18 protein-coding genes and 1 pseudogene are annotated in these 21,743 nt (G+C 69.4%); 10 read left to right on the top strand and 9 right to left on the bottom strand.

Going from position 1 to position 21,743, the window contains the following annotated elements; genetic code table 11:
- Positions 1 to 66 precede the first annotated feature (66 nt).
- The 7 genes and pseudogenes from HOV77_RS01080 to HOV77_RS01050 form a co-directional block, all read right to left on the bottom strand.
- Positions 67 to 2,580 (bottom strand): bifunctional diguanylate cyclase/phosphodiesterase, encoded by a 2,514-nt coding sequence (locus tag HOV77_RS01080; RefSeq protein WP_290856112.1) that lies wholly within the window; start codon positions 2,578 to 2,580, stop codon positions 67 to 69.
- Between the two features lie 334 nt (positions 2,581 to 2,914).
- Positions 2,915 to 3,319 carry a molybdenum cofactor biosynthesis protein MoaE gene (locus HOV77_RS01075; RefSeq protein ID WP_290856186.1) on the bottom strand — a complete coding sequence of 135 codons (405 nt, stop codon included), beginning with the start codon at positions 3,317 to 3,319 and terminating at the stop codon, positions 2,915 to 2,917.
- An 8-nt stretch (positions 3,320 to 3,327) separates the two neighbouring features.
- The gene (locus HOV77_RS01070; protein WP_290856110.1) at positions 3,328 to 4,506 is read right to left on the bottom strand and encodes a molybdopterin molybdotransferase MoeA; all 1,179 of its coding nucleotides are present in this window, start codon (positions 4,504 to 4,506) and stop codon (positions 3,328 to 3,330) included.
- On the bottom strand, positions 4,503 to 5,459 hold the full coding sequence (moaCB, locus tag HOV77_RS01065; RefSeq protein ID WP_290856107.1) for a bifunctional molybdenum cofactor biosynthesis protein MoaC/MoaB: 957 nt from the start codon (positions 5,457 to 5,459) through the stop codon (positions 4,503 to 4,505). Before moaCB ends, HOV77_RS01070 begins: the two co-directional genes overlap by 4 nt.
- 99 nt (positions 5,460 to 5,558) lie before the next feature.
- Positions 5,559 to 6,869: pseudogene (locus HOV77_RS01060) on the bottom strand (glycosyltransferase 87 family protein); the annotation flags it as partial.
- A 352-nt stretch (positions 6,870 to 7,221) separates the two neighbouring features.
- Positions 7,222 to 7,689, bottom strand: a complete 468-nt coding sequence (locus HOV77_RS01055) for a DoxX family protein (RefSeq protein ID WP_290856105.1) — start codon at positions 7,687 to 7,689, stop codon at positions 7,222 to 7,224.
- Between the two features lie 213 nt (positions 7,690 to 7,902).
- Complete coding sequence (locus HOV77_RS01050; RefSeq protein WP_290856102.1) at positions 7,903 to 8,289, bottom strand: hypothetical protein; 387 nt, start codon at positions 8,287 to 8,289, stop codon at positions 7,903 to 7,905.
- Positions 8,290 to 8,340: 51 nt separating this feature from the next.
- On the opposite strand from HOV77_RS01050, the gene HOV77_RS01045 reads away from it, so the two are divergent.
- From HOV77_RS01045 to HOV77_RS01000, 10 genes are all read left to right on the top strand, one after another.
- On the top strand, positions 8,341 to 9,060 hold the full coding sequence (locus HOV77_RS01045) for an A24 family peptidase (protein WP_290856099.1): 720 nt from the start codon (positions 8,341 to 8,343) through the stop codon (positions 9,058 to 9,060).
- Between the two features lie 343 nt (positions 9,061 to 9,403).
- Positions 9,404 to 9,583: a Flp family type IVb pilin gene (locus HOV77_RS01040; RefSeq protein WP_290856097.1), complete on the top strand. Its 180-nt coding sequence runs from the start codon at positions 9,404 to 9,406 to the stop codon at positions 9,581 to 9,583.
- A gap of 111 nt (positions 9,584 to 9,694) precedes the next feature.
- Complete coding sequence (locus HOV77_RS01035) at positions 9,695 to 9,889, top strand: Flp family type IVb pilin (RefSeq protein WP_290856095.1); 195 nt, start codon at positions 9,695 to 9,697, stop codon at positions 9,887 to 9,889.
- Positions 9,886 to 10,323 (top strand): TadE family protein, encoded by a 438-nt coding sequence (locus HOV77_RS01030; protein WP_290856092.1) that lies wholly within the window; start codon positions 9,886 to 9,888, stop codon positions 10,321 to 10,323. The genes HOV77_RS01035 and HOV77_RS01030 overlap by 4 nt, the downstream gene beginning before the upstream one ends.
- Positions 10,320 to 11,477, top strand: coding sequence for a TadE/TadG family type IV pilus assembly protein (locus HOV77_RS01025; protein WP_290856086.1), 1,158 nt, complete (start codon positions 10,320 to 10,322; stop codon positions 11,475 to 11,477). Before HOV77_RS01030 ends, HOV77_RS01025 begins: the two co-directional genes overlap by 4 nt.
- 65 nt (positions 11,478 to 11,542) lie before the next feature.
- Positions 11,543 to 12,316: an RcpC/CpaB family pilus assembly protein gene (locus HOV77_RS01020; protein ID WP_290856084.1), complete on the top strand. Its 774-nt coding sequence runs from the start codon at positions 11,543 to 11,545 to the stop codon at positions 12,314 to 12,316.
- A 42-nt stretch (positions 12,317 to 12,358) separates the two neighbouring features.
- Entirely contained in the window at positions 12,359 to 13,561 is a 1,203-nt protein-coding gene (locus HOV77_RS01015; protein WP_290856082.1) for a P-loop NTPase, read from the top strand.
- A 5-nt stretch (positions 13,562 to 13,566) separates the two neighbouring features.
- Positions 13,567 to 15,009 carry a CpaF family protein gene (locus HOV77_RS01010; RefSeq protein WP_290856080.1) on the top strand — a complete coding sequence of 481 codons (1,443 nt, stop codon included), beginning with the start codon at positions 13,567 to 13,569 and terminating at the stop codon, positions 15,007 to 15,009.
- A 1-nt stretch (position 15,010) separates the two neighbouring features.
- Positions 15,011 to 16,927, top strand: coding sequence for a VWA domain-containing protein (locus tag HOV77_RS01005; RefSeq protein ID WP_290856078.1), 1,917 nt, complete (start codon positions 15,011 to 15,013; stop codon positions 16,925 to 16,927).
- Between the two features lies 1 nt (position 16,928).
- Positions 16,929 to 17,855 carry a type II secretion system F family protein gene (locus tag HOV77_RS01000; protein WP_290856075.1) on the top strand — a complete coding sequence of 309 codons (927 nt, stop codon included), beginning with the start codon at positions 16,929 to 16,931 and terminating at the stop codon, positions 17,853 to 17,855.
- Positions 17,856 to 17,882: 27 nt separating this feature from the next.
- Here the strand turns inward: HOV77_RS01000 and HOV77_RS00995 are convergent, their stop codons facing one another.
- Both HOV77_RS00995 and HOV77_RS00990 read right to left on the bottom strand, forming a co-directional pair.
- Positions 17,883 to 18,497, bottom strand: coding sequence for a response regulator transcription factor (locus tag HOV77_RS00995; RefSeq protein ID WP_290856073.1), 615 nt, complete (start codon positions 18,495 to 18,497; stop codon positions 17,883 to 17,885).
- A gap of 106 nt (positions 18,498 to 18,603) precedes the next feature.
- Positions 18,604 to 21,687 carry a UvrD-helicase domain-containing protein gene (locus HOV77_RS00990; protein ID WP_290856071.1) on the bottom strand — a complete coding sequence of 1,028 codons (3,084 nt, stop codon included), beginning with the start codon at positions 21,685 to 21,687 and terminating at the stop codon, positions 18,604 to 18,606.
- Between the last annotated feature and the right edge of the window lie 56 nt (positions 21,688 to 21,743).

Below are 21,743 nucleotides of genomic sequence, written 5' to 3'. Positions count from 1 at the left end.
AAATGTACCTGAATCTGGGCGAATCGCCGAGTTGGTACCTATCGGGCTATGGCCCGGTAAACTCGCTCACTCGTTGCCGGATCGGGGACGCCGACGCAAGCCGAAGTGCTCGCCCGCCCGCGGCAGGCGTACGACCGGGGCTTGTCGTCCTTCGATCATGTCGCCGAACGCCCCCTTGCCGAGCGAGGCGAGGAATCGCTGCTGGGACAACGGCCGCGCGAACAGGTGACCTTGGCCGAGGCCGCAGCCCAGGTTCCACAAGGTCTGGCGCTGGTCGACGCGCTCGATGCCCTCGGCGACCACGGAGAGCCCGAGCGCCCGGCCGAGTTCGACGGTCGACCGGACCACCGCCATCGCCTCGGCTGAGGCGTCCATGTCGGTGACGAAACTGCGGTCGATCTTGAGCTCGCGAACCGGTACGCGAGCCAGCGCGCTCAGCGAGGAGAAGCCCGTGCCGAAGTCGTCGAGGGCGATGGCGACCCCGATCTGGCCGAGCCCGGCGAGCACCTGGTCGACGATCTCCAACGAGGACAGGGTGAGCGACTCGGTCAGTTCCAGGACCAGCGACTCCGACTTCATGCCGCGTTCGTCGAGGACCTGTTTCACGAGCGCCGGGAAGCGCCGGTCGAGCAGGCTGCGCGGGGAGATGTTGACCGCCACCGGGATCGGATGCCCGGCGGCCGCCCAACTCCCGGCGGCTTGCAGGGCCTGGTCGAGGATCGCCTCGGTGAACGCGGTGAGCTGACCGGAGCGTTCGACGGCGTCGAGGAACCGGCGCGGGTCGAGGTTGCCCCGGTCCGGGTGGTGCCACCGGGCCAGCGCTTCGGCCGAGACCACTTCGCCGGTGGCGAGGTCGACGATCGGCTGGAACTCCAGGGTGAACTCGCTGGCGGCGACGGCCCGGGAGATCTGGCCGCCGAGTTCCAGCCGGTCCAGATCGGTGACGTCCAGGCTGCGCGAGTACGGCACGATGCGCTGGCCGGTGCGCTTCGCCTCGGTCAGGGCGAGGCTGGCTCGGCGCAGAAGTTCGGTCATGTCGCCGTCGGCCTGGGCGACCGCTAGCCCGGCCCGGGGCACGAGCGTGATCGGTACGCCGTCCACTTCGTACTCCTCGGCGACCTTCTGCAGGATGTCCCGCGAACGATGCATCGCCAGCGCCGGAGTGGGCAGCGCGGTGAAGAGCACCGCGAACTCGTCGCCGTCCTGCCGGGCCACGATGGCGTCCGCTCCCGCGGTGGCCAGCATCCGGCGGCCGATCTCGACCAGCACGGTGTCGCCCGCGGTGTAGCCGAGCCCGTCGTTGATCTCCTTGAACTGCACCATGTCCAGGGTGAGCAGCGCGATCGCACCGCCGGCCGGGTGCTGCTCGAACGCGGCCGAGCCTTCGTGGACGAGCCGCCGCCGGTTGGCCAGCCCGGTCAGCGGATCGTGGGTGGCTTCCCGCGCGTGCTGATCGGCGACGTTGATGAGCAACCCGTACGCCGACGCGTTGCGGATCGCCGTGGCGAGCGCGGCCGCGAACGTCTGGAGGAGGAAGCCTTCGCGCTCGGCTAGAACGGTCGGACGGGTGAAGTAAAGCCGGAGCTCGCCGACGTCCTCGGTGTCGCGCTGACCCTCCAGCGCCACAATCGTCGGCTCGCCTTCGGACACGGCGAAGGCGGACCGCGCGGGGAGCAGGCCGGTACGGTCGCCGACGACCTGTCGCAGGACAGCCGGTTCACCGGGTTCGGCCGGCATCCGGAAGTCGAGTTCGACCCACGCCGCCCGGAACATGTTCACGCCGGTGTCGATGGCCGCCCGGAGCACCTTGTCGAGGTCCACCTCGTTGAGCGCGTCGGTCGCGCGGGCGAGTCGTTGCCACGCCTCGCGTTCGGCTTCCTGGCGGAGCCGGTTCATATGCATGAAGTGCAGGCTCAGCACGAGCGGCGGCACCGCGATGAGCAGCCGTGAGTCCCACAGCAGCAGCACGAGCGCGGCCAGGGCGACCGCGAAGTGAATCATGGAGAGCAGCAGGTGACGGTTGATGCTGTCGCGGGCCATCCGCAGGACCGGGATGCCGGCCGAAATGGCGATGACGGGCACCGACAGCAACTCGTCCACCAGGATCATCGCGACGAACGCGAGCGCCAGCATCTCTATCCGCGGGAAGTGGTCCAGCTGGCTACGGGTGGTCAGCGACTCGACGGCCGTCGGGGCGAGGATCAGCCCGGCCGTCGTCGCGACCAGGACCTCCTTGGCGACGGCGAAGGCCGACTTGATCGCCTCCCGGCGTTGGGCGACCTTCGCGATCGTGACGCCCAACGCCACACAAGTGACCGTCCATTGCCACGGCAGTGTTGCTGCGGCCAGCAGAATCGCGGAATCGGTCCAGTTGATGGAGAACCGGGGCCGGATCCGAATCTTGAGCAGACTCGACAGACAGATGAGGGTGGTGATCGTGATCAGCGTCAGCCACCCGGGCGAGGTGACCGGCGGCAGATTGAACACCGCGCCGACCACGCTGATCGCGGCTGCAAACGACAGGAGACCGACGATCGGCCGTAGCCGCCAGTCGGTCTCACTAGTCGGGGTTGGCGTCACGCTGCTCCTCTGCCGAAGCGAGTACCGCATTGTTCGTGACGTCAGAGTACTCAGATTGGGCGATCAGTCCCAGTCGTAGCTACGGAACATCGGTGGTCACCTCCGCTATGAGTAACTGCTACTTCGCGTCGCTCTTGTCTTGCTGTTGAAGCGACTGTATTCTCCGGCAGTTCTCGAGAAAAGGGGTGAACGCCAAATTAGACAGGGATAGTCCGAAATATCACCATATGTGAGTTGATCATAACGCGCTGTGCATCTTTCATCGTGCAACGAGCACATCGGTACGCTCAACACGCCCGTCTGATATGACGCAGAGTAGTGACCGAGGATTGACCTACGGGCAGTTGACCCACTCGTCCGTGCCGTCGGCGAAGACTTGGTGCTTCCAAATAGGAAGCTTCTCCTTCACTCGATCCACCAGCCGGGCGCACGCCGCGAAGGCGGCGGCTCGATGCGCGGTCGAGACGGCGGCGGCGAGCGCCACGTCTCCGATCTCCAGCGGGCCGATCCGATGCGAGACCGCGACGGCGATGACGTCAGGGTCTGCGGCGATCTCCGCGGCGACCTCACGCAGCATGTCCTCAGCGGACGGATGACCTTCGTAATCGAGTCGTACCACGGTTCTGCCATGGTCGTGATCGCGGACGACGCCGACGAAGGACACGACAGCGCCCGCGCGCGGATCGGCGACCGCCGCCTCGTGCTCGGCGATGCTCAACGGGCTGTCGCTCACGGCGATTAGCGTGATCACGGCAGCTCCACCAGCTCGACCTGGTCGCCACGGTGGCCGCTTTCCCCGGGCGGAACGACGGCGAAACCCGCCGATTGTGCCAATCCTCGGAGCATCGCGGAGCCCACATGGGACACCGGGTACGCCGGTTCACCGGGTGAGTCTTGGCGTACGAGGGCGAGGTGGGTGAAGTCGCCGCGGCCGGGAACTGCTTCGGCCAGCACCGCCCGCGCCGGTGCCGGGAAGGGCCGCCCGGTCAGCCCGGCGAGTACCGGGACGACAAGGGATACCAGCGCTACCAGCGCCGACTGCGGATTGCCCGGGAGGCCGGCGACGAACTGGCCACCGGGCAGCTGCGCGACCAGCATCGGAAAGCCCGGGCGGACGGCGACGGTGTTCACCACGTACTCCGCACCGAGTTCGGTCAGCGCGCTGTGGAGGTAATCGACCGGGCCGTGCATCGTTCCGCCGGTCGTGCAGATCAGATCGTTGCCCGCGTCGACCGCGCGGCGCAGACCGTCCACATGCGCGGCCAACGTGTCGGGGACTCGGGTGAAGCCGTCGATGTGGGCGCCGAGCCGCCGCAGCGCGGCGGGGACCGAGGGGCCCAGCGCGTCGCGTACCCGCCCCTGGCCGGGCAGGCCCGCATCGAGCAGTTCGTCGCCGAACACCAGCAACGCCGCTCGCGGGGCCCGTCTGGTCAGCAGCGTGTCATAGCCGCAACTGGCGGCCAGGCCGACGACGCCCGGGGTGATCGGCGTACCGGTCGGCAGCAGCTCGTCACCCTGCGCGCACTCCTCCCCCGGCACGCGCCACTCCGGCTCGGCCTTCGGGGTCCCGCTCACGACTTCGTCACGGAGTTCACCGTGCTCCAGGCGCAGAATCGAGTCCGCGCCGACCGGCACCATCGCGCCGGTCGCGATCTCCATCGCGGTGCCGTCCGCGACCAGCTCCGGGGCGCGCTGTCCGGCCAGCACGCGGCCCACCACCCGCCACGGCCCCGCGCCGCGCACTACCCAGCCGTCAACGCTCGCGGTAGTGAAGGCAGGCAAAGGGGTACGCGCAACGAGCGGCTCGGCCAGCGTAAGTCCGTCGGCGTCGGCCAGGCCGACCTCGGCGACGGCCGCAAGCCGGGCAGCGGCGCGGGTGTAGACGGTCCGCCGGGCGGAGGCCCAGTCGACGGGAAGTGCGGTCACCCGTGGTCACCTCCCTGGATCTGGTCGACGGCGTGGCGCAGCACCCGGGCGAGCACGGCGAGACCGTCTTTGGCCCCACCGGTCGACCCGGGCAGATTGACGACGAGAGTCGAGCCCGCCACCCCGGCGATCCCCCGGGACAGAGCGGCTGTCGGGACGGCGGGATTCGTGCGGACGGCTTGGGCCAGCCCGGGAACCTCGCGGTCGACCAGCTCGCGGGTGATCTCCGGGGTGCGATCGGTCGGCGAGATGCCGGTGCCGCCACTGGTCACGATGACGTCCGGCCGAACGGCCAGCGCTTCGACGAGCGCCATACGCAACGGCTCGCCGTCGGCGACGACGACCGGATCGGCCACGTCGGCGCCCAGCTCACGGAGTCCGCCGGTGAGAATCGGGCCACTGCGGTCGGCGTACACGCCGGTGGCGGCGCGCGTCGAAGCGACGACGACGATGACGGAGACCCCGGACAGCGGCTGCTCACGGCTCCAGAGGCCGGTCTTGCCGCCCTCCTTGCGCAGGACCCGGACGTTCTCGATGCTGGCCGCCGGGTCCACCGCCTTGATCATGTCGATCAGTGCCAGCCCGGCGACTGCGACGCAGGTCAGCGCCTCCATCTCGACGCCCGTCCGATCGGCGGTACGCACCGTCGCAGCGATCTCCACGCGGTCGTCACCGGGAGTGAGGTCGACGGTCACGCCGTGAATCGCGATCGGGTGACAGAGCGGAACCAAGTCCGGCGTACGCTTCGCCGCCATGATCCCGGCCAGGCGGGCCACCCCGAGCGCGTCGCCCTTCGGGAGACCACCCTGGCTCAGCAGGGCCAGCACTTCCGGGGTGGTACGCACGTGGCCCGCCGCGGTGGCGCTGCGGACCGAGATCTCCTTGGCGGAGACGTCGACCATGCGCGCCGACCCGGCGGCGTCCACGTGCGTCAACTGCGGCTGGCTGTCCACGTCCCGAGCCTATCGGGCCACGCCGGACAGGCCTCAAGCGTGGTCGTCGACATGCGCCGAGACAGGCTCCTGGCGTACTCGTTGATTCTGATCATGAAGCCGGTGAGACGAGGCCGTGACCGGCCGGCGGGCGGCCGGAACCGAGAACGCCTCGCCGTGGTAGACCGGTTCCGCGCCCGGACGCCACGGCAGCGCCGCGACCAGCACGATCAGCGCGATCGTGAACGAGTTCTCGGCCAGTACGCCGATCATCCCGTCGGCGTAGTGCGAAACGGCCGGGAGCTGGTGCTCGTAGGGCCAGATGGGCGAGACCAGGAACAACACGTAAAGCCCGAGGGCTGCGGCCGCGTGCCGGAAGCCGACCATGGTGGGGAACCAGATGGGTTCCCGCAGCCGGGTCGTTGCCAGGCCGGACGGCGCGAAGCCCTTGCGGCGCTTCATGCCCCGGCTGGCGGCGCGTCGGCGCAGCGCGGCATCGCCGAGGACGATGACGGCCGGGACCACGAAGACGAGGTGGTGCGTCCAGGAGATCGGGCTGACCACGTTGGCGGTCAGGCCGATCAGTGTGAACGCGGTCAGCTCGTCGCCCTCGCCGTGCGCGTGCGTTGCCCGGGACAGCCCGACCACGAGGATGACCAGCGTGAACGTGATCCACAGCAGCCCCGGCGCGGTGGACTGGTCATAGAGGCGCGCGAGCAGCCCGGCGAGCGAGGCGTTCGGGGTCATGTCGGCCTGGCCGACCCGGTTGGTCTCGAAGACGACCCGGGTCCAGTACGCGATCGACTCGGTCCGCGCGAACACGAAACCGAGCGCGCTGACGCCGACGAGCGTGCCGATCGACGTCCACGCCGCCCGCCACTGTCGGCTGATCAACAGGTAGACGATGAACAGCGCGGGGGTCAGCTTGATCGCGGCGGCCAGTCCGATGCCGACGCCGGCCCACTTCCCGCTGAGGAAGCGCTGGACGAGCATCGACCGGCCCGTGGTGTCGCGCGGCTTGGTCATCCAGCGCAGCGCCACGAGGTCGGCCATGATCAAGCCGAAGAGCAGGATGTTGACCTGGCCGTAGCCGAAGGTCTCCCGCATCGGCTCCAGCGCTGCCGCGATCGGAACGGCGAGCGCGATCGGGAACCAGCGGTGCTTCCAGCCACAACGCTCGGCGATGGGCGCGATCAGCGCCGCCAGTACGCCCGTCAGCACGAGCATGCTGGCCCCGACATTGATCCACGCCGCGTCCAGCATGGGCAGATACCCCATGGGCAGCATCACGAGCGCCGCGAACGGCGGATACGTGAAGCCGAGCGGCACGTCGGGGTCGAGGTAGTCGTACAGGCTTCCGCCATTGGCCCAGTAGGCCACCGCGCCGTGGTAGATCTTCAGATCGAAGAACACATACGGCCGTCCGAACATCTGCACCGCGTACCAAGCCGCGACGAAGAACGCGGCGACGATGCCGAGTCGGACGAGCGTCCCCGTGGTGGTGCGAGCCGGAAGAATCCGGCCGATCGGGACAAGGCTCCGGTGGCTCTGGATCAGGCGGAGGCGGTCGCGCAGGCCGGTAGGCATGGCGGCGGCTCTCCCGTCCGGTGATGGCACGTTCTTCCCAGGTCCGTAGAGCAGCCTAAAACCCCGAGCCACTCCCGTACCTCCCGCGTTATCAGCCTGTGTCCGATCCCACGCCGTTTAGCGACATTTCTAGCTGGTTAACTGGGGCTGGCCGGATAAGGTGATTCCCGCCACTCATCGATGGTTATCGGCGAACTTATCCGTCGGACTTGCGGCTTTCCAGATAATGCCGGACTCGCCAGCCGACGCTCGGCGATCCGGCGGTGTCGACCGCGGCCAGCAGCAGGCCGCCGAAGATCGCCAAGTTCTTGGCGAACTGCACGATGTCGGTGTCGTACTGGGCCTTGGTCTGTGCCGCCCAGAACGGGTGCGCCGCGACGGTCGTCGGGATCAGCGTGCCGGCGAGCAGCGCCGCCGCGGGCCGAGGGGCGGAGCCCGAGGCCAGCAGCAGGCCGCCGGCCAACTGGGCGGCGCCGTTCACGCGTACGAGCGCCTCCGCGCTGGCGGGGATCCGCTCGTCCACCTTGGTCAGCAGCGGAGTCACCCGGTCGGTCACCGGACGCGCGCGCTGCACGAAACGCTCCGGTCGCAGCACTGCCTTGGCGCCGGAGAAGATGAAGACTCCGCCCAGCAGGGCTCGGGCGATGCCGCGTACGGGTGCCATGGTGCTATCTTGCCCCACTTCGGGCGTTCTCGCGCGGGTTCTTGCTCTCCCCTCACGGTCGGCGTTGGGCGCTCGCGCGTTTACCCGGGATAACGCGGCTTTGCGCGCCGCTGAGACCGCGTTATCCCCGGATATCGCGCCGAGCCCCCGCGCCGAGCCCCCGCGCCGAGCCCTCGCGCCGGCCCGTCGGCCGGGGCGGTCAGACGGGCGCGGTCAGACGGGGCGAAGGCAGAGGACGAAGTCGAGTTCGGTGTCGAGCGGACTGTCGTAGGAGTAGTTGTATTCGTACCCCGCGACCTGGGCACACACCCGGTCGGCGTCGGTGACGCCCTCGAACCGGGCGAGGACGGCGTACGCCCCGGGTGCGCAGCTCACCAACCGCAGCACCGGGTCGGCCTCCGAGCCTTCGTTGACCAGGCAGTCGCCCGTCCGGGCGAACCGGGCGCCGACTGCTCCGGCGGTCACGATGTGCGTACCGGTCGGGGCGGGTGGTGGGACGGGCCCGTCGTCCGGGGTCAGCGCCACCACAGTCAGCGCGGCCGCTCCCAGCACTGCGAGAACCCCCGCCACGATCATCAGTGGCCGGTTCGGTCCGTTCACGGGCGGTCCTCCTCACTAGGCACGCCGTCGCCGAGACAGTATCGTGCCGCCGTGTCCTCCACCTCGGTCGCGCTGTGCGGGTTCGTCGGCGGTGTCGGCGGTCTGCTCACCGCCTGGCCCGCGTACCGGTTCAGCGTCGCCTGGGGTGAGCCGCCCCGCTCCACCTGTGCCACGTGCGGGTTCAGCTTCACCACGTGGGTACGCCTGAAGCATCGGTGTGCCGGGTGCGGCACGGTGTCGGCCGTTAATCCAGTGTGGACGGCGTTGGCGGGTGCGACCTCGTTCGCGTTGCTCGCGTGGGCGCTGCCGGTGTCCTTCTTCCTGATCGCCTGCCTCTTCATGGCGTTGTCCGGCGTACTGCTGTCCGTCGTGGATCTCAAGGTGCAGCGGTTGCCCGATCCCCTCGTGCTCGTGACCTTCCTCGGCACTGCGGCGCTCCTGACGCTGCACGCGGCGGTCACGGGAACCTGGCCCCAGTACGCCCGGGGCTGGCTCGGCGGCGGGGCGCTGCTGCTGGCGTACTTGGTCTTCGCGGTGCTGCCCGGCGCGCCGATGGGTCTCGGCGACGTCAAACTGGCCGGCGTCCTCGGGTTGGTGCTCGGCTACGCGGGCTGGTCGTCGGTGTTCCTCGGCGCGATCCTGCCGTTCGTGGTGAACGGGCCGTTCGCGGTGGTCGCGTTGATCCGGCGCGGACGCAAGGCGCGGTCGCCGTTCGGCCCGGCGTTGCTGGTGGCCTGGCTCATCGTGGTGGTCTTCGCCGCCCATCCATAGGGGTCGCCGGTACGCCGTTCGCAGGAGCGGTGTCGCGAACTAGACTCGGCTCCCCAGCCCGCTTCCAGCGTTGATCCGGGCGTCTGCCTTGCCCGGCTTGATGACGATATTTCGCGGCAGTGCAAACGTTTACTGTCCCAATCGTCTCGCATCAATGGATGATCCCGGGTCAGCCGTTCCGCCGGTACACCGCACTGGGCGGAGCCGGTGGCTAACGGGTCGCCTGACTGACGGCGGTGCGGCCGGAAGCGCAAGCTCCGTGACAGTCGGCGCTGTGCCGACCATGTCTCCACAATGTCCGGTCGGCGCGTCTCGCCGGACCTCCTAGGGGGTGCTCCCGCACATGCTCAAGCTCTATTCGAAGGCCCGCGCGCTGTGGCTGACCAGGGACCAGGGTGCGACGGCGGTCGAGTACGGCCTCATCGTCGCGCTGATCGCGGCCGTCATCGTCGGCGTCGTCACCACGCTCGGCGGCAACATCGCAGCCGCCTTCCAGAAGATCGTCGACGGCACGACGCCGTGACGGAAGGCGTCGGTAGCGAACGTGCGGGGCGTGGGGCGTCCCGCACGTTCGCGTCGGCAAACCCATAGCCGGGGGGCGAATCGTCGGTGGGGGCGAAGCAGAAAGCCGAGAATGAAGACCGAGTTCCTTGTCAAGCCGGGCCGAGCCCGGTACGCGAACCGGCGGCGTCCGGCCGATCAGGGCGCGACCGCGGTGGAGTACGCGTTGTTCCTCGCCTTGATCGCCTCGGTGATCACGGGCGCCGTGCTGGCTCTGGGCCAGACGGTCGCCGGGTTCTTCACGACGGGGGCGGGTCTGTTCCCGTGAGAGCTGGACGAGGCCCTGCTCCGCTCCGCCGGGGCCGCGATCGCGGCGCCTCCGCGGTGGAGTTCGCCATCGTCGTTCCTGTTCTCCTCATGATCGTCTTCGGCACCGTCGACTTCGGGCGGCTGCTCAACGCGCAGATCAAGGTGACCGAGGCGGCCCGCGAGGGTGCCCGGGCGGCCGCGGTGGCCGGGCCGAGGACCGGCCGGTCCTCGGCGGCGAACCTCCGGGTCGTCGCGGTGGACCCGCGCATCCGGATGGTCGGCCCGAGCACTTTCTGCGATCCGCCGTACACCGACAACGAGGACGCGACCGTCCACACCGAGATGGACTTCGAGTGGATCACGCCGGTCGGCTTCTTCGTGAGCCTCTTCGGCGGATCCTGGAGCGACGGAGTGACGGTCACCGGCAAGGGCGTCATGCCATGTCGCGCTTGAGAATCCGACGGCCGTGGTGGCTCGCCCGATTGCGGCGGGACGACGGCGGCGTGGCGGTCCTCGTCGGGCTGCTGACCGCGACCGGCGTCCTGCTCGCCGGGGCCGCGTTGGCGGTCGACGTCGGCCAGGTGTACTCCGAGCGTGAAGAGCTGCAATCCGCCGCCGACGGGGTCGCCTACGCGGTGGCGATCGACTGCGCGGCACATCGGCCGGGAGAATGCGACAACTCGACTGCCGCGCAAGCGAAGTACGGCATCGGCAACGCCAAGGACGGGCTCACCGACGTCCACGAGGTATGCGGGAACACCGCCGTCCGGGGCACCGGAGCCAATCTTCTTCCGAGCTGTGCGGGTGGATATCCGGACAACCTCACGGCGTGCCAGGACGCGTCGCTTCCACCGGCGACCGTCGGCTTCGTCGAGGTGCATACCCGGACGCTCACCGACGAGGCCGACCGATATGTGCTCTCGCCGGCCTTCGCCCGGACGCTGGCCGGCTCGACCTCCGGCGCGGCGGTCGGGGCCTGTTCCCGGGTCGCCTGGGGCGCGCCGGTCCGCGGCCTCGCGATGACCGTGTGCGAGAACGTCTACAACACCGCCACCAGCAACAGCACGAGCTATGGCCAGGCGCCGCCACGGAACCCCGGTACATCGGTGGAGGAGAGATTCACCTTCAACACCTCGGGCCTGTTCGGCGACCGTGCGTCCGCCTGCCGGAGCAGCCGGTTCGACTGGTGGGGGGCCAACGGCGAGGCGAGCTGGCTGGACACGCTGGCCTCGACCGGTTGCGAGGCCCGGGTGGACGTGGTCGGTTCACCTCGTGGTTCGCTCCCCAACGGGTGCGCCAGCACGCTGCAGTACGTCGTCGCCAACCACATTCCGATCGCCGTCGGCATCCTGGACGGCCGGAGTACCTCCGGTGGTAGCGGTCGTTACGTGCTGCGCGGCGTCGCCGCCTTCGTCATCACCGGCTACAACATCCGCGGGGTGGGCTCCTCCGCGTCTTGGCTGACCGGCACCACCTGCTCCGGGTTCACCAGCCGGTGCGTCTTCGGCTACTTCACCCAGGCAGTCACGCCGATGTCGGCGTGGGACGGGCAGTTCAACACGACGACGACCAGCCTTGGCGCGGTCATGGTCAAGACGGTCGGCTGAGCCGGCCCGCGCACAAATCGGCAGACACCCCCCGAGACATTCCGGCAGAGATAGGAACGCAGACAATGACCCGCCGCATCGTTGGCATCCTGATCGCGATCATCCTCGCCGTCGTCGGCACCGGCGCGGTGTTCGCGTACCTCATCGCGACGAAGAACTCCGTCGCCGCCGGGCAGGAGGCGGTCCACGTCCGGATCGCGAAGGTACGCATCCCGGCCGGCACGACCGGGGCGATCATCCGGGACCGGGGCATGACCGAAGACGTCGTGATGCCGAAGTCGTCGCTGCCGGAGGACGTCATGCAGGACATCTCGATCGACCTGGACAAGCTCGTGGTGACCGCCGACGTGCAGGCCCGGCAGCTGTTGCTCAAGGGCATGTTCGGGCAGGCCACCAAGCTCTCGGGCGGCATCGCGGTGCCCGAGAAGATGCTGGCCGTCAGCGGCAAGTTCGACGTCGAACGGGAGGTCGGCGGGTTCGTCCGGCCGGGATCCACCGTCGCCGTCTTCGAGACCTGCGAGATCCTCGACGCCGAGTTCAAGAAGAAGTACGAGCAGAACCGCCACCGGACGCAGGTGCTGTTGCCGCGTATGGAGGTCCTCGCGGTCGGTGCGTACGGCGAAGGCGGGCAGACCTCCACGCAGTCCGTCGAGCAGCGGTCGCAGCTCGACGCGGAGGGCAAGGTCACGCTCATCGTGACGATCTCCGCCACCCAGGAAGACGCCACCAAGTTCGTGCACTCCACCGACATGGGCTGCGACCTCACGCTGGCACTGCTCACCGATTCGTCGTTGGTTGAGGTCGGTAAGGCGATAGACAACGGCGTACCGGTGAACTAAACCTCGCCTGGCACACATGCGACCGCGAAGGGCGAACAGGCCATGACCATCGTCTACGAACAGTGGCAGCAGCAGGCGAAACAGCTGGCGACCCTGTTCGGCATCGAGCAGACGCACCTCGTGTCCACAGCGGACGCATTGGTCGAGCTGGTCAACAACGAACCGGCCGAGCAGCTGGTGGTGCTCGGCCCGAGCACGCCCCTGGCCGAGGCGGTGGGCTTCTCCGAACAATGCCGGGTACGCCGGCCGACGCTCGGGGTGGTGCTCCTCCGCCAGCACCTCGACATCAACGTCATGACCGAGGCGCTGCGGGCCGGCGTACGCGAAGTCGTGGACGCCAACGACCCGGCCGCGATCCTGGCGGCGTGCGCGCGATCGCAGGATCTGTCCCGGCAGCTGGAAGCCAAACCGAAGCTCAACGGGGCGACCGTTCCGTCGGCGCGTACGCCCGAAGGCTCGGAACCGCTCGGCGGCCAGGTCATCACGGTCTTCGCCGCCAAAGGCGGGGTCGGCAAGACGACGACCGCCATCAACTTGGCCGTCGCGCTGGCCGACGGCGGCCGGCACAAGGTCTGCCTCATGGACCTCGACCTCGCCTTCGGTGACGTCGCCATCCTGACCCAGCTGAGCCCGGAACGGACCATCGCCGACGCCATCCCGGTCGCCGACCGGATCGACGAGACCGGGCTGCGTTCGCTGCTCGCCCCATATCGCAGTGGGCTGGACGTGCTGCTCGCGCCGGTGCAGCCGGCCGCCGCCGAGGACATCGGTCGGCAGCTCATCAGCGATCTGATCCAGCTCGCCCGGGACGCCTTCGAGTACGTCGTGATCGACACCGCCAGCGCGTTCTCCGAGCAGATGCTCGCCGCGCTCGACGCCACGCATCACTATCTGCTCGTCACCACGCCGGAGATCCCGTCGCTCAAGAACACCCGGGTCACCCTCGACATGTTCGACCTGCTCGACTACCGCAAGGCGGCCCGCACCCTCGTCCTCAACCGGGCCGACTCCAAGGTCGGGCTGAGCACCGCCGACGTCGAGAAGATCGTGCGGATGCCGATCGTCGGCTCGATCCCGTCCAGCCGGGACGTTCCGGTCGCGGCCAACGCGGGCGTACCGCTGACCGTGTCGAGCCCGAGTCATCCGGTGAGTCAGGCGTACCGGGATCTGGCGGTCCGACTCTTCCTCAACCCCAATGTGGCCGACCTCCAGAAGCGCAGCCGGTTCAGCCGAGGAAGGAGTTAGGTCCGATGAGCCTTCAGGACCGGCTCGGCACCCGCAACGGATCGGGCGCGGGCGTACTACAGGAGCGGCTGGCTGCCGCGGGTGAAGCGGCGGCCGCGTACGCCGCCCCGGTGTCGTCCATGCCGATCAGCTCGGTCGTGTCCAATGCGCGACGCAACCAGCGCCGGGCCTACGACCCGTTGGCCGCCGTACGCCGCCGCGCGCACGAGGCTCTGCTGGAACTGCTCGGCCCGCAGCTCTACGAGACCGTGGCCGACGACGAGGAACTGGCGCGCCGGGTCCGGGAGGCACTGCCGGACGTCCTGGCGCAGGAGGAGACGGCGCTCACCGCCGGCGACCGCGCTTTGGCGTACCGCCAGATCATCGACGAGATCTTGGGCCACGGTCCGATCGAGCCGATGCTCCGTGACCCGTCGATCACCGAAATCATGGTGAATGCCTGGGATCGCGTGTACATGGAGCGCGAGGGGCGGCTGTACGAGGCGGACGTCGCGTTCATGGACGAGCAGCACCTCCGCCGCGTGATCGACAAGATCGTGGCCCGGGTGGGCCGCCGGGTCGACGAGTCCAGCCCGATGGTGGACGCGCGGCTGCCGGACGGATCGCGGGTCAACGCGGTCGTCCCGCCGATCGCCCTCGACGGTGCGGCGCTGACGATCCGGAAGTTCTCGGCGGAACCGTTCACCATCACCGACCTCATGCGGTTCGGCACGCTGCACCCGCAGATCGCGGACCTACTGCGCGCGTGCGTCCAGGGCCGCCTGGACATCGTGGTCTCCGGTGGTACCGGCACCGGCAAGACGACGCTGCTCAACGTGGTGTCGTCGTTCCTGCCGATCGAGGAACGCATCATCACGATCGAGGACTCGGCCGAACTCCGTCTCGCCCAGGACCACGTGCTCCGGATGGAGGCCCGTCCGCCGAACTTCGAGGGCCGCGGCGAGGTCACCATTCGCGACCTCGTCCGCAACGCGCTGCGTATGCGGCCGGATCGGATCGTGGTCGGCGAGGTTCGCGACGGGGCTGCGCTGGACATGTTGCAGGCCATGAACACCGGCCACGACGGCTCGCTGACCACGGTGCACGCGAACTCGCCGCGCGACTCGATCTCGCGGCTCGAGACCATGGTCCTGATGGCGGGCATGGATCTGCCGGTACGCGCGATCCGCGAGCAGATCGCCTCGGCCGTCGACGTCATCGTGCACCTGACTCGCCTCCGCGACGGCAGCCGCCGGATCACGCACATCACCGAGGTGGTCGGGATGGACGGCGACACCGTCGTCCTGCAGGACCTGTACACCTTCGACCACCGCGCCGGGTTCGACTCCAAGGGCCGCCATCTCGGCCAGCTCCTGGCCACCGGCGTACGCCCGCAGTTCTTGGAGTCGCTGGCCGATCGCGGTGTCCTCGTCGACCCCGTGATCTTCGGCGAACCCGAAGGGATGTGACATGCGCCGTCTCGCGCTCGTCGCCATTGGCCTGACCGCCGTGCTGACGCTGCTCACCGCCGGTCCGGCGTACGCCGATCCCCGGTTGAGCGCCTCTTCGGTGCGCCAGGAGGCCGGGCTGGTCGAGTTCTATCTGACCGGCTCCGACCTGCCCTCAGGCAATGCCCTGTCGCAGGGAACGCTGTCCGCCAAGGTCGACGGCCAGACGGTCCCGTTGACGGCCGCCGCCGTCGGCCAGAGCCAAGGCCGGGCGCTGCGCCGGGCGGTGGCGCTGGTCATCGACACTTCCGGGTCGATGAGCGGGGAACCGCTGTCGAGCGCGAAATCGGCGGCCGCCTCCTTCCTGACCGCGCTTCCGGCCGACATCCAGGTCGGTGTGGTCACCGCAGGTTCGCCCGCGATCGTCGTCGCGCGGGCGACTCCCGACCGGGCCCGAGTGCGGTCGGCCGTGGCGGGCTTGCAGGCGAAAGGCGAGACGTCGCTCTACGACGCGGTACGCGCGGCGGCGGACGTGCTGAGCGGCCAGCTCGACGAGAAGCGCATCGTGGTGCTCTCCGACGGGGCGGACACCGCCTCCTCGGTGGGATACGAAGACGCGCGAAAGGCGGCCGGGTCGATTCCGGTCGACACCATCGCCTTCAAGACGCAGGAGGCGACCGCTGCGGTGCTCGCCAACCTGTCCCAGGCGACCGGTGGCAAGGCGTACCGGGCGGGTGATCCGCAGGCGTTGACCGGCGTGTTCACCCAGGCCGCCGGGGCGTTCTCGGCGCAGTTGCTCGTCCGGGTCACCATTCCGCCGGAGTTGCAGGGCAAGGACGGGACCCTGGTGATCTCGGCGCGGGCCGGGTCGGCCACGGTCACCACCGACATGAAGATGTCCTTCGTCCCCGACACTCGCAAATCCACGCCACTGGTGGGCAAGCGGTCCACCGGCATACCGGACTGGCTGCTCTATTCGTTGCTGGGCACCATCTTCCTCGGCCTGCTGATCGCCGGGGTGCTGATCATCGGGCCGCTGCTGACGGCCGATGCCCGGCGGCACCGGTTCGCACAGATCGACCAGTTCTCCCCGAAGTCGCGACCGGCTCCGCCGCCCCCACCGATCGAGGCGGACACTGCGATCGCGCAGACCGCGCTCCAGCTGTCTCAGCAGGTCATGCGGCAGACCAAGGTCGAAGGCCGGCTGGCGCGGCAGATCGAGCTGGCGTCGCTGCGCATGCTGCCGCACGAGTGGCTGCTGCTTCGGCTGACCGCGGTGGCAGTCGGGGCGCTGGTCTTCTTCGTGCTCTTCTCACCGTGGTGGCTCGGGGTGGTCCTAGGCGCGCTTGTCGGCTGGGGTGCGACCGCGGTCTTCCACCGGGTCCGGGCCGGGCGGCGGGCCAGCGCGTTCGCGGCCGCGCTGCCGGACGCTCTGCAGCTGGTGATCGGCTCGCTGCGCTCGGGCTTCTCGCTCGCCCAGTCGGTCGAGGCGATGACCCACGAGATCGGCGGCTCGATGCAGATCGAGTTCGGCCGCGCGCTGGGCGAGGTCCGGCTGGGCGCCGAGATCGAGGACGCGCTGGACCGGGTGGCCCAGCGGATGCACAACAAGGACCTGTCCTTCGCGGTCGTCGCGATCAAGGTGCAACGGGAAGTCGGTGGCAACCTCGCCGAGATCCTCAGCACGACGGTTGCCACCATGCGGGAACGTGCCACGCTCCAGCGGCAGGTCAAGGCGCTCTCGGCAGAGGGGCGGCTGTCTGCGTACGTGCTGATCGGCCTGCCGTTCATCGTCTTGGCGTACATGCTCGTCGTGAAGGCCAGCTATCTGTTGCCACTGGTGCAGACGCCGGCCGGGATCGCGATGTCGATCGGCGGAGCGGTGCTGCTCGGCCTCGGGGTGGCCTGGCTGCTCAAGGTCGTCAAGGTGGAGGTCTGAGATGAACGACGTCCTCGCGTTGTCCGGGTTGGGCGCGATCTTCCTCGCCATCGTGCTCGGCGTGTCCATGCTGGTCACCGGTTCCAGCCGCCGGGAGAACGTGGCCAAAGCCATGGAGTCCATCGACCGGATGTACGCCCCCGGCACCGCGCCGCCCACCGCCACCACAGCCGGCGACCGGAATCTGCCACCCGTAGGGCAGCGGATCGCCGGACTGGGGCGGACGCTCACCCCGCAACGGGCGATCGGACGGCTCCAGAGGTGGCTGGACTACGCGGGAAACCCGCCCGGCTGGCCGGCCGAGCGCCTCATGGAATGGCAGGGCATCGGGCTGCTGGGCGGCGCGGCGCTCGGATTCCTCTTCGGACTGGCGGTCAGCGACTCGATCGCGTGGCTGGTGGTCTGGACCGTGATCGGGGCGGCGATCGGCTTCTGGCTGCCGTTCATCATCGTCTACGACCTCGGCCTACGCCGGCAGACCGCGATCCGCCGACAGCTGCCGGACGCGCTCGACCTCCTCACCCTCTCGGTCGAGGCGGGACTGGGCTTCGACGCCGCGGTCGCTCAGATCGCCACGACGTTGCCCGGCGAAGTCGCCCGGGAGTTCGCCCGGATGCTGCATGAGATGCAGATGGGCCAGCGTCGGGCGGACGCCTTGCGAGCGCTCGGGGCGCGTACTTCCGTGCTGGAGTTGCGGACCGTCGCGACGGCTCTGCTTCAGGCCACCGAGTTGGGCATCCCGATCGCCGACGTGCTCCGCGAACAGGCCCGGGAGATGCGCGTGAAGCGGCGGCAGAACGCGGAGGCCGCGGCGGCGAAGGTCCCGGTCAAGGTGGTCTTCCCGCTGGTGCTCTGCCTGCTCCCGGCGCTGTTCGTGGTGGTGATCGGTCCCGGGGTGATCCGCATCCTCGACGCGTTCCTCGGCTAGCTCGTCGACGCCGGGCCGGCGCGCGACTCAGAGGAGGTCGTGCTGCGCGGCCACGATCAGCGCCTGCGCCCGGTTGTGGACACCGAGCTTGTCGTAGAGCCGGGCGACATAGGTGCGCACCGTCGACTCGGTCAGCTTCAGCTGGCTGGCGATCGAGGCCAGCGACGAGCCGGTGTTGAGGTGCCGCAGGATCTCTTCCTCACGCGGGCTCAACGCGGCGGCGCGGGCGCGTCGGCGGGCGAGGGCGGCGGCCAGGTTGGGCGCGGTGAACGACGCCGGGGCGACCGCCGCGTGGCGTACCGCCGACATCAGCAGCTCGACCGTCGCGGTACGCGGAAGGAAGGCCGACAGCCCGGCTTCGAGCGCCCGGAAGATGTAGTCGTCCTCGGCCGGACCGGTCAGCACGATGCCCAGCTGAGGGTGTTCGGCCCGCAGCTTGATCGCCAGCTGCACGCCGTCGCCTTCGGGCAGGTGCGTGTCGACCGCGACCACGTTGGGCGAGAGCGCGTTGACCAGCTCGACCGCCTCGTCCGTGCTGGTCGCCTGGCCTACCAGAGAAATGTCCGGGTACGCCGAGACCGCCGCGGCGTAACCGAGGCGAGCCAGCGTCACGGCGTCGACGGTGACCAGTCGGACCGACATCCCCACGTCCCTCCAGGTCGTTCCCCGTGAGCATCAAGAAATCCTGGGAACACCCTGCCTCATCCGCTCCGGTTACGCCAGTCCTGACGGGATCGGCCCGCTTTTCTTACAGCAGCCGCAGTTGCTGGTCGCGACGGCGTACCGGGGCGGTGTCGCCGAGCCATTCGAGCAGACCGGCGTCGATCGTCTCGAGGAACGGCGTCGGGCTGGCCTCTCGCTCCGATCCGTAGCGGTACCGTTTGGCCGCGTGGGTCAGATACAGGCGGCGCTGAGCGCGGGTGATCCCGACGAAGAACAGCCGCCGTTCCTCGGCCTCGGCGGCGGCCTGCTCCTCCGGGGTCAGCCGGGTGGCGGCGCCCGGTAGCCGGAGCGGCAGCAACCCGTTCTCGCATCCGGCGAGGAAGACCACCGGGAACTCCAGGCCCTTGGCGGCGTGCAGGGTGAGCAGCGTTACCGCCTCGGCCCGGGGGTCCAAGGCGTCGACCTCGGCTCCGGTGGCCAGCTCCGTGAGGAATGTCTCCAGCCCGGCCTTTTCGCACCGCCGGGCCAACGGAGTGAGCAGGTCGACGGCGGCCCACAGGTCTTCCGGGCTGAGCGTGCTGTCCAGGGCTGGGCGTTCGGCCAACACTTGGGCGGCTTGTTTCATTCGCGAGATCAGCCCGATTTGTTCGCCGACTGGGGCGAGCCGCATCTCGGCCGCGATCGCGCTGACGGCGGGCCGGTCGCGCAGCCGGTCGTGCGACCGCTTCTGCACCGGAATCCCCGCTCGTTGCAGCGCGTCCACAATGGCGGCCGCCTGGGCGTCGGTCCGGTAAAGAACGGCGACATCGGTGAACGAGACGGTGACCGACTGCACGCCCCGGGTGTCCGCCTTCGACCGGTGCGACACCCCGCCGACCAGTTCGTCCACCGTACGCGCGATGAAGTCGGCCTCCTCGGCCGCCGAACCAGCGGCGTACCGGCCGATGAGCGACGCCTCGGGATCGACCTTGGCCGGGTCGAGCCGCCGCCCCGGAACCAGCGAGGTCGGCGCGATCGCCTGCACCGCTGCCGCGATGATCGGTGCGGACGACCGGTAATTGCGGGTGAGCCGGACCAACCGGGCATCGGTGAAGTCTTTGGCGAAGCGCAGGAAGTACTGCACATCCGCGCCACGGAACGAATAGATCGCCTGATCGGGGTCGCCGATCGCGCACAGGTTGCCGTCGGCCGGGACGAGCAGGCGCAGCAACTCGTACTGATCGGCGTCGACGTCCTGGTACTCGTCGACAAAGACCCACCGCCACCGGTTCCGCAGCGTCTGGGCGAGGTCGGGCTTGGCCCGAAGCAACGACACGAGGCGCGGGACCAGCTCGTCCAGAGCCACCCCGGGCCCGTCCGGTGTCTCGGCGATCACCAGCGAACGGTCCTGCTCGCGGAGCACCGATAGCGCCAGCGCGTGGAAGGTCGAGACGGTCACGTAGTCCGAAACCGGGCCGAGCAGCGCCTTCAGCCGGTCCCGCAACTCTTCGGCGGCTCGCCGGGTGAAGGTGAGCGCCAGGCACTGCTCCGGGAAGACATGCATCTCGGCGCACAGGTACGCGATCCGGTGGGTCAGCGTACGCGTCTTGCCGGTGCCCGGACCGGCGACGATCAACAGCGGACCACCCGGAGCCGACGCGGCCACCCGTTGCATGGCGTCGAGCCGGTCGAGCAGTCCCGTGCCGACCTCCTCCATCCCGGCCAGCATCGGCTCGAACGGCTCATGCGGCGAGACCGGCGGAGGCGGTGGTGGTGACACGGCGACCGGCGGCGGGCTCGACACCGGCCGGGACACGGGTTCGCGACCCGCCCGGGGCGTACGCTGCTTCGGCGCCGGAACCCGGGCAGCCGGCACCACGGGCACCTCGAAGAGAGCGTCGGCCGCGCCCAGCTCACCGGGATCGAAGAGCCGGATCACGCCGTACTCGCCGTCGTAGCCGGGGATGCGGCGTACCTCCCCCGCCCGCAGCCGCCGGATCGCCTCCTGGAGGTCGGATCCCCCGGCCGAGCCGATCTGGTCGAGCGGCGCTTCCCGGAGAATGTGCAGCTCCGGGCCGATCGCGGCGACTAGGGCGGAGGCCTTCGTCTCGACGGTCCGGCTCTTCGGGCCGACTCCGGCGATCTCGCCGAGGATTTCGGGCAACTGCACGAGATGCTCGACGCCGGGCGTTCCCAGAAATGCGCCCGGGGTCCGGTCGGCCAGTTCCTCGACTCGGGCGAGTACGCCCACCGTCACGGCCTTGCCACAGACGCTGCACTTGCCGCCGGCCGCCCGGGTCTGGGCCGGAGTCCAGTTGACTCCGCACGCCCGATGACCGTCCCCGTGGTACTTGCCTTCCTCCGGGAAGAACTCCACCGTGCCGACGAGTCCGCTGCGATCACGGAGTCCGTCACGCACCGCGAAGTAGTCCATCGCGCCCCGGAGGACGGTCGCCTCCCGGCCGAGCGCCTGCGGCGAATGTGCGTCCGAATTGGAGACCAGCGCGTACTCGTCGAGCGAGGAGACCCGCCAGTTCATCTCGGGATCGCTGCTCAGCCCGGTCTCGACGGCGAAGATGTGGTCGGCGAGATCTTCGTAGCAGTCGGCGATCCGGTCATATCCGCTTTTGGAACCCAAGGCGGAGAACCACGGCGTCCAGATGTGCGCCGGGACCAGGTACGCCTCCGGGTCCGCCTCCAGCGTGATCTCCAGCAGGTCGCGGCTGGGCAGCCCGAGGATGGGCCGTCCGTCGCTGGCCAGGTTGCCGACCCGGCCGAGGCGGGTGGCGAACCGTTCGGCCGCCGCCAGCGAGGGCAGATAGATCAGGTGGTGGACCTTGCGCGTACGCTCGCCGGCCTTGTAGATCGTGGAGATCTCGACGCTGAGCATGAACCGCGCGCTCGGGCGGGCCGCGAGCACCGGGGGCAGCCGCCGGTTCACTTCCGCCTCGAGGTCGGGTTTCAGCTGGTAGAGCCCGGGTTCGGCGTCGGTCAGCGCCTCGTGCAGATGCTCCCGCCAGGCCGGATGGGTGATGTCACCGGTGCCGAGCAACGCGATCCCCTTGCGACGCGCCCACCACGACAAGGTGGGCAGGTCGAGGTCGCGGCTGCAGGCGCGCGAGTAGCGAGAGTGGATGTGCAGATCCGCGACCCACGAGGGGGTGATGGGGTCTGGCGCGAGCGGGGGCACGCGGTGAATCCTGGCATGCGTGCGCGGTGCCGCGCTCGCCGCCACACCGGCTCGTG

Source organism: Hamadaea sp. (assembly GCF_013362815.1).
In the GTDB taxonomy this organism is placed as follows: domain Bacteria; phylum Actinomycetota; class Actinomycetes; order Mycobacteriales; family Micromonosporaceae; genus Hamadaea.
This window is presented reverse-complemented; position numbering and strand designations above follow the sequence as displayed.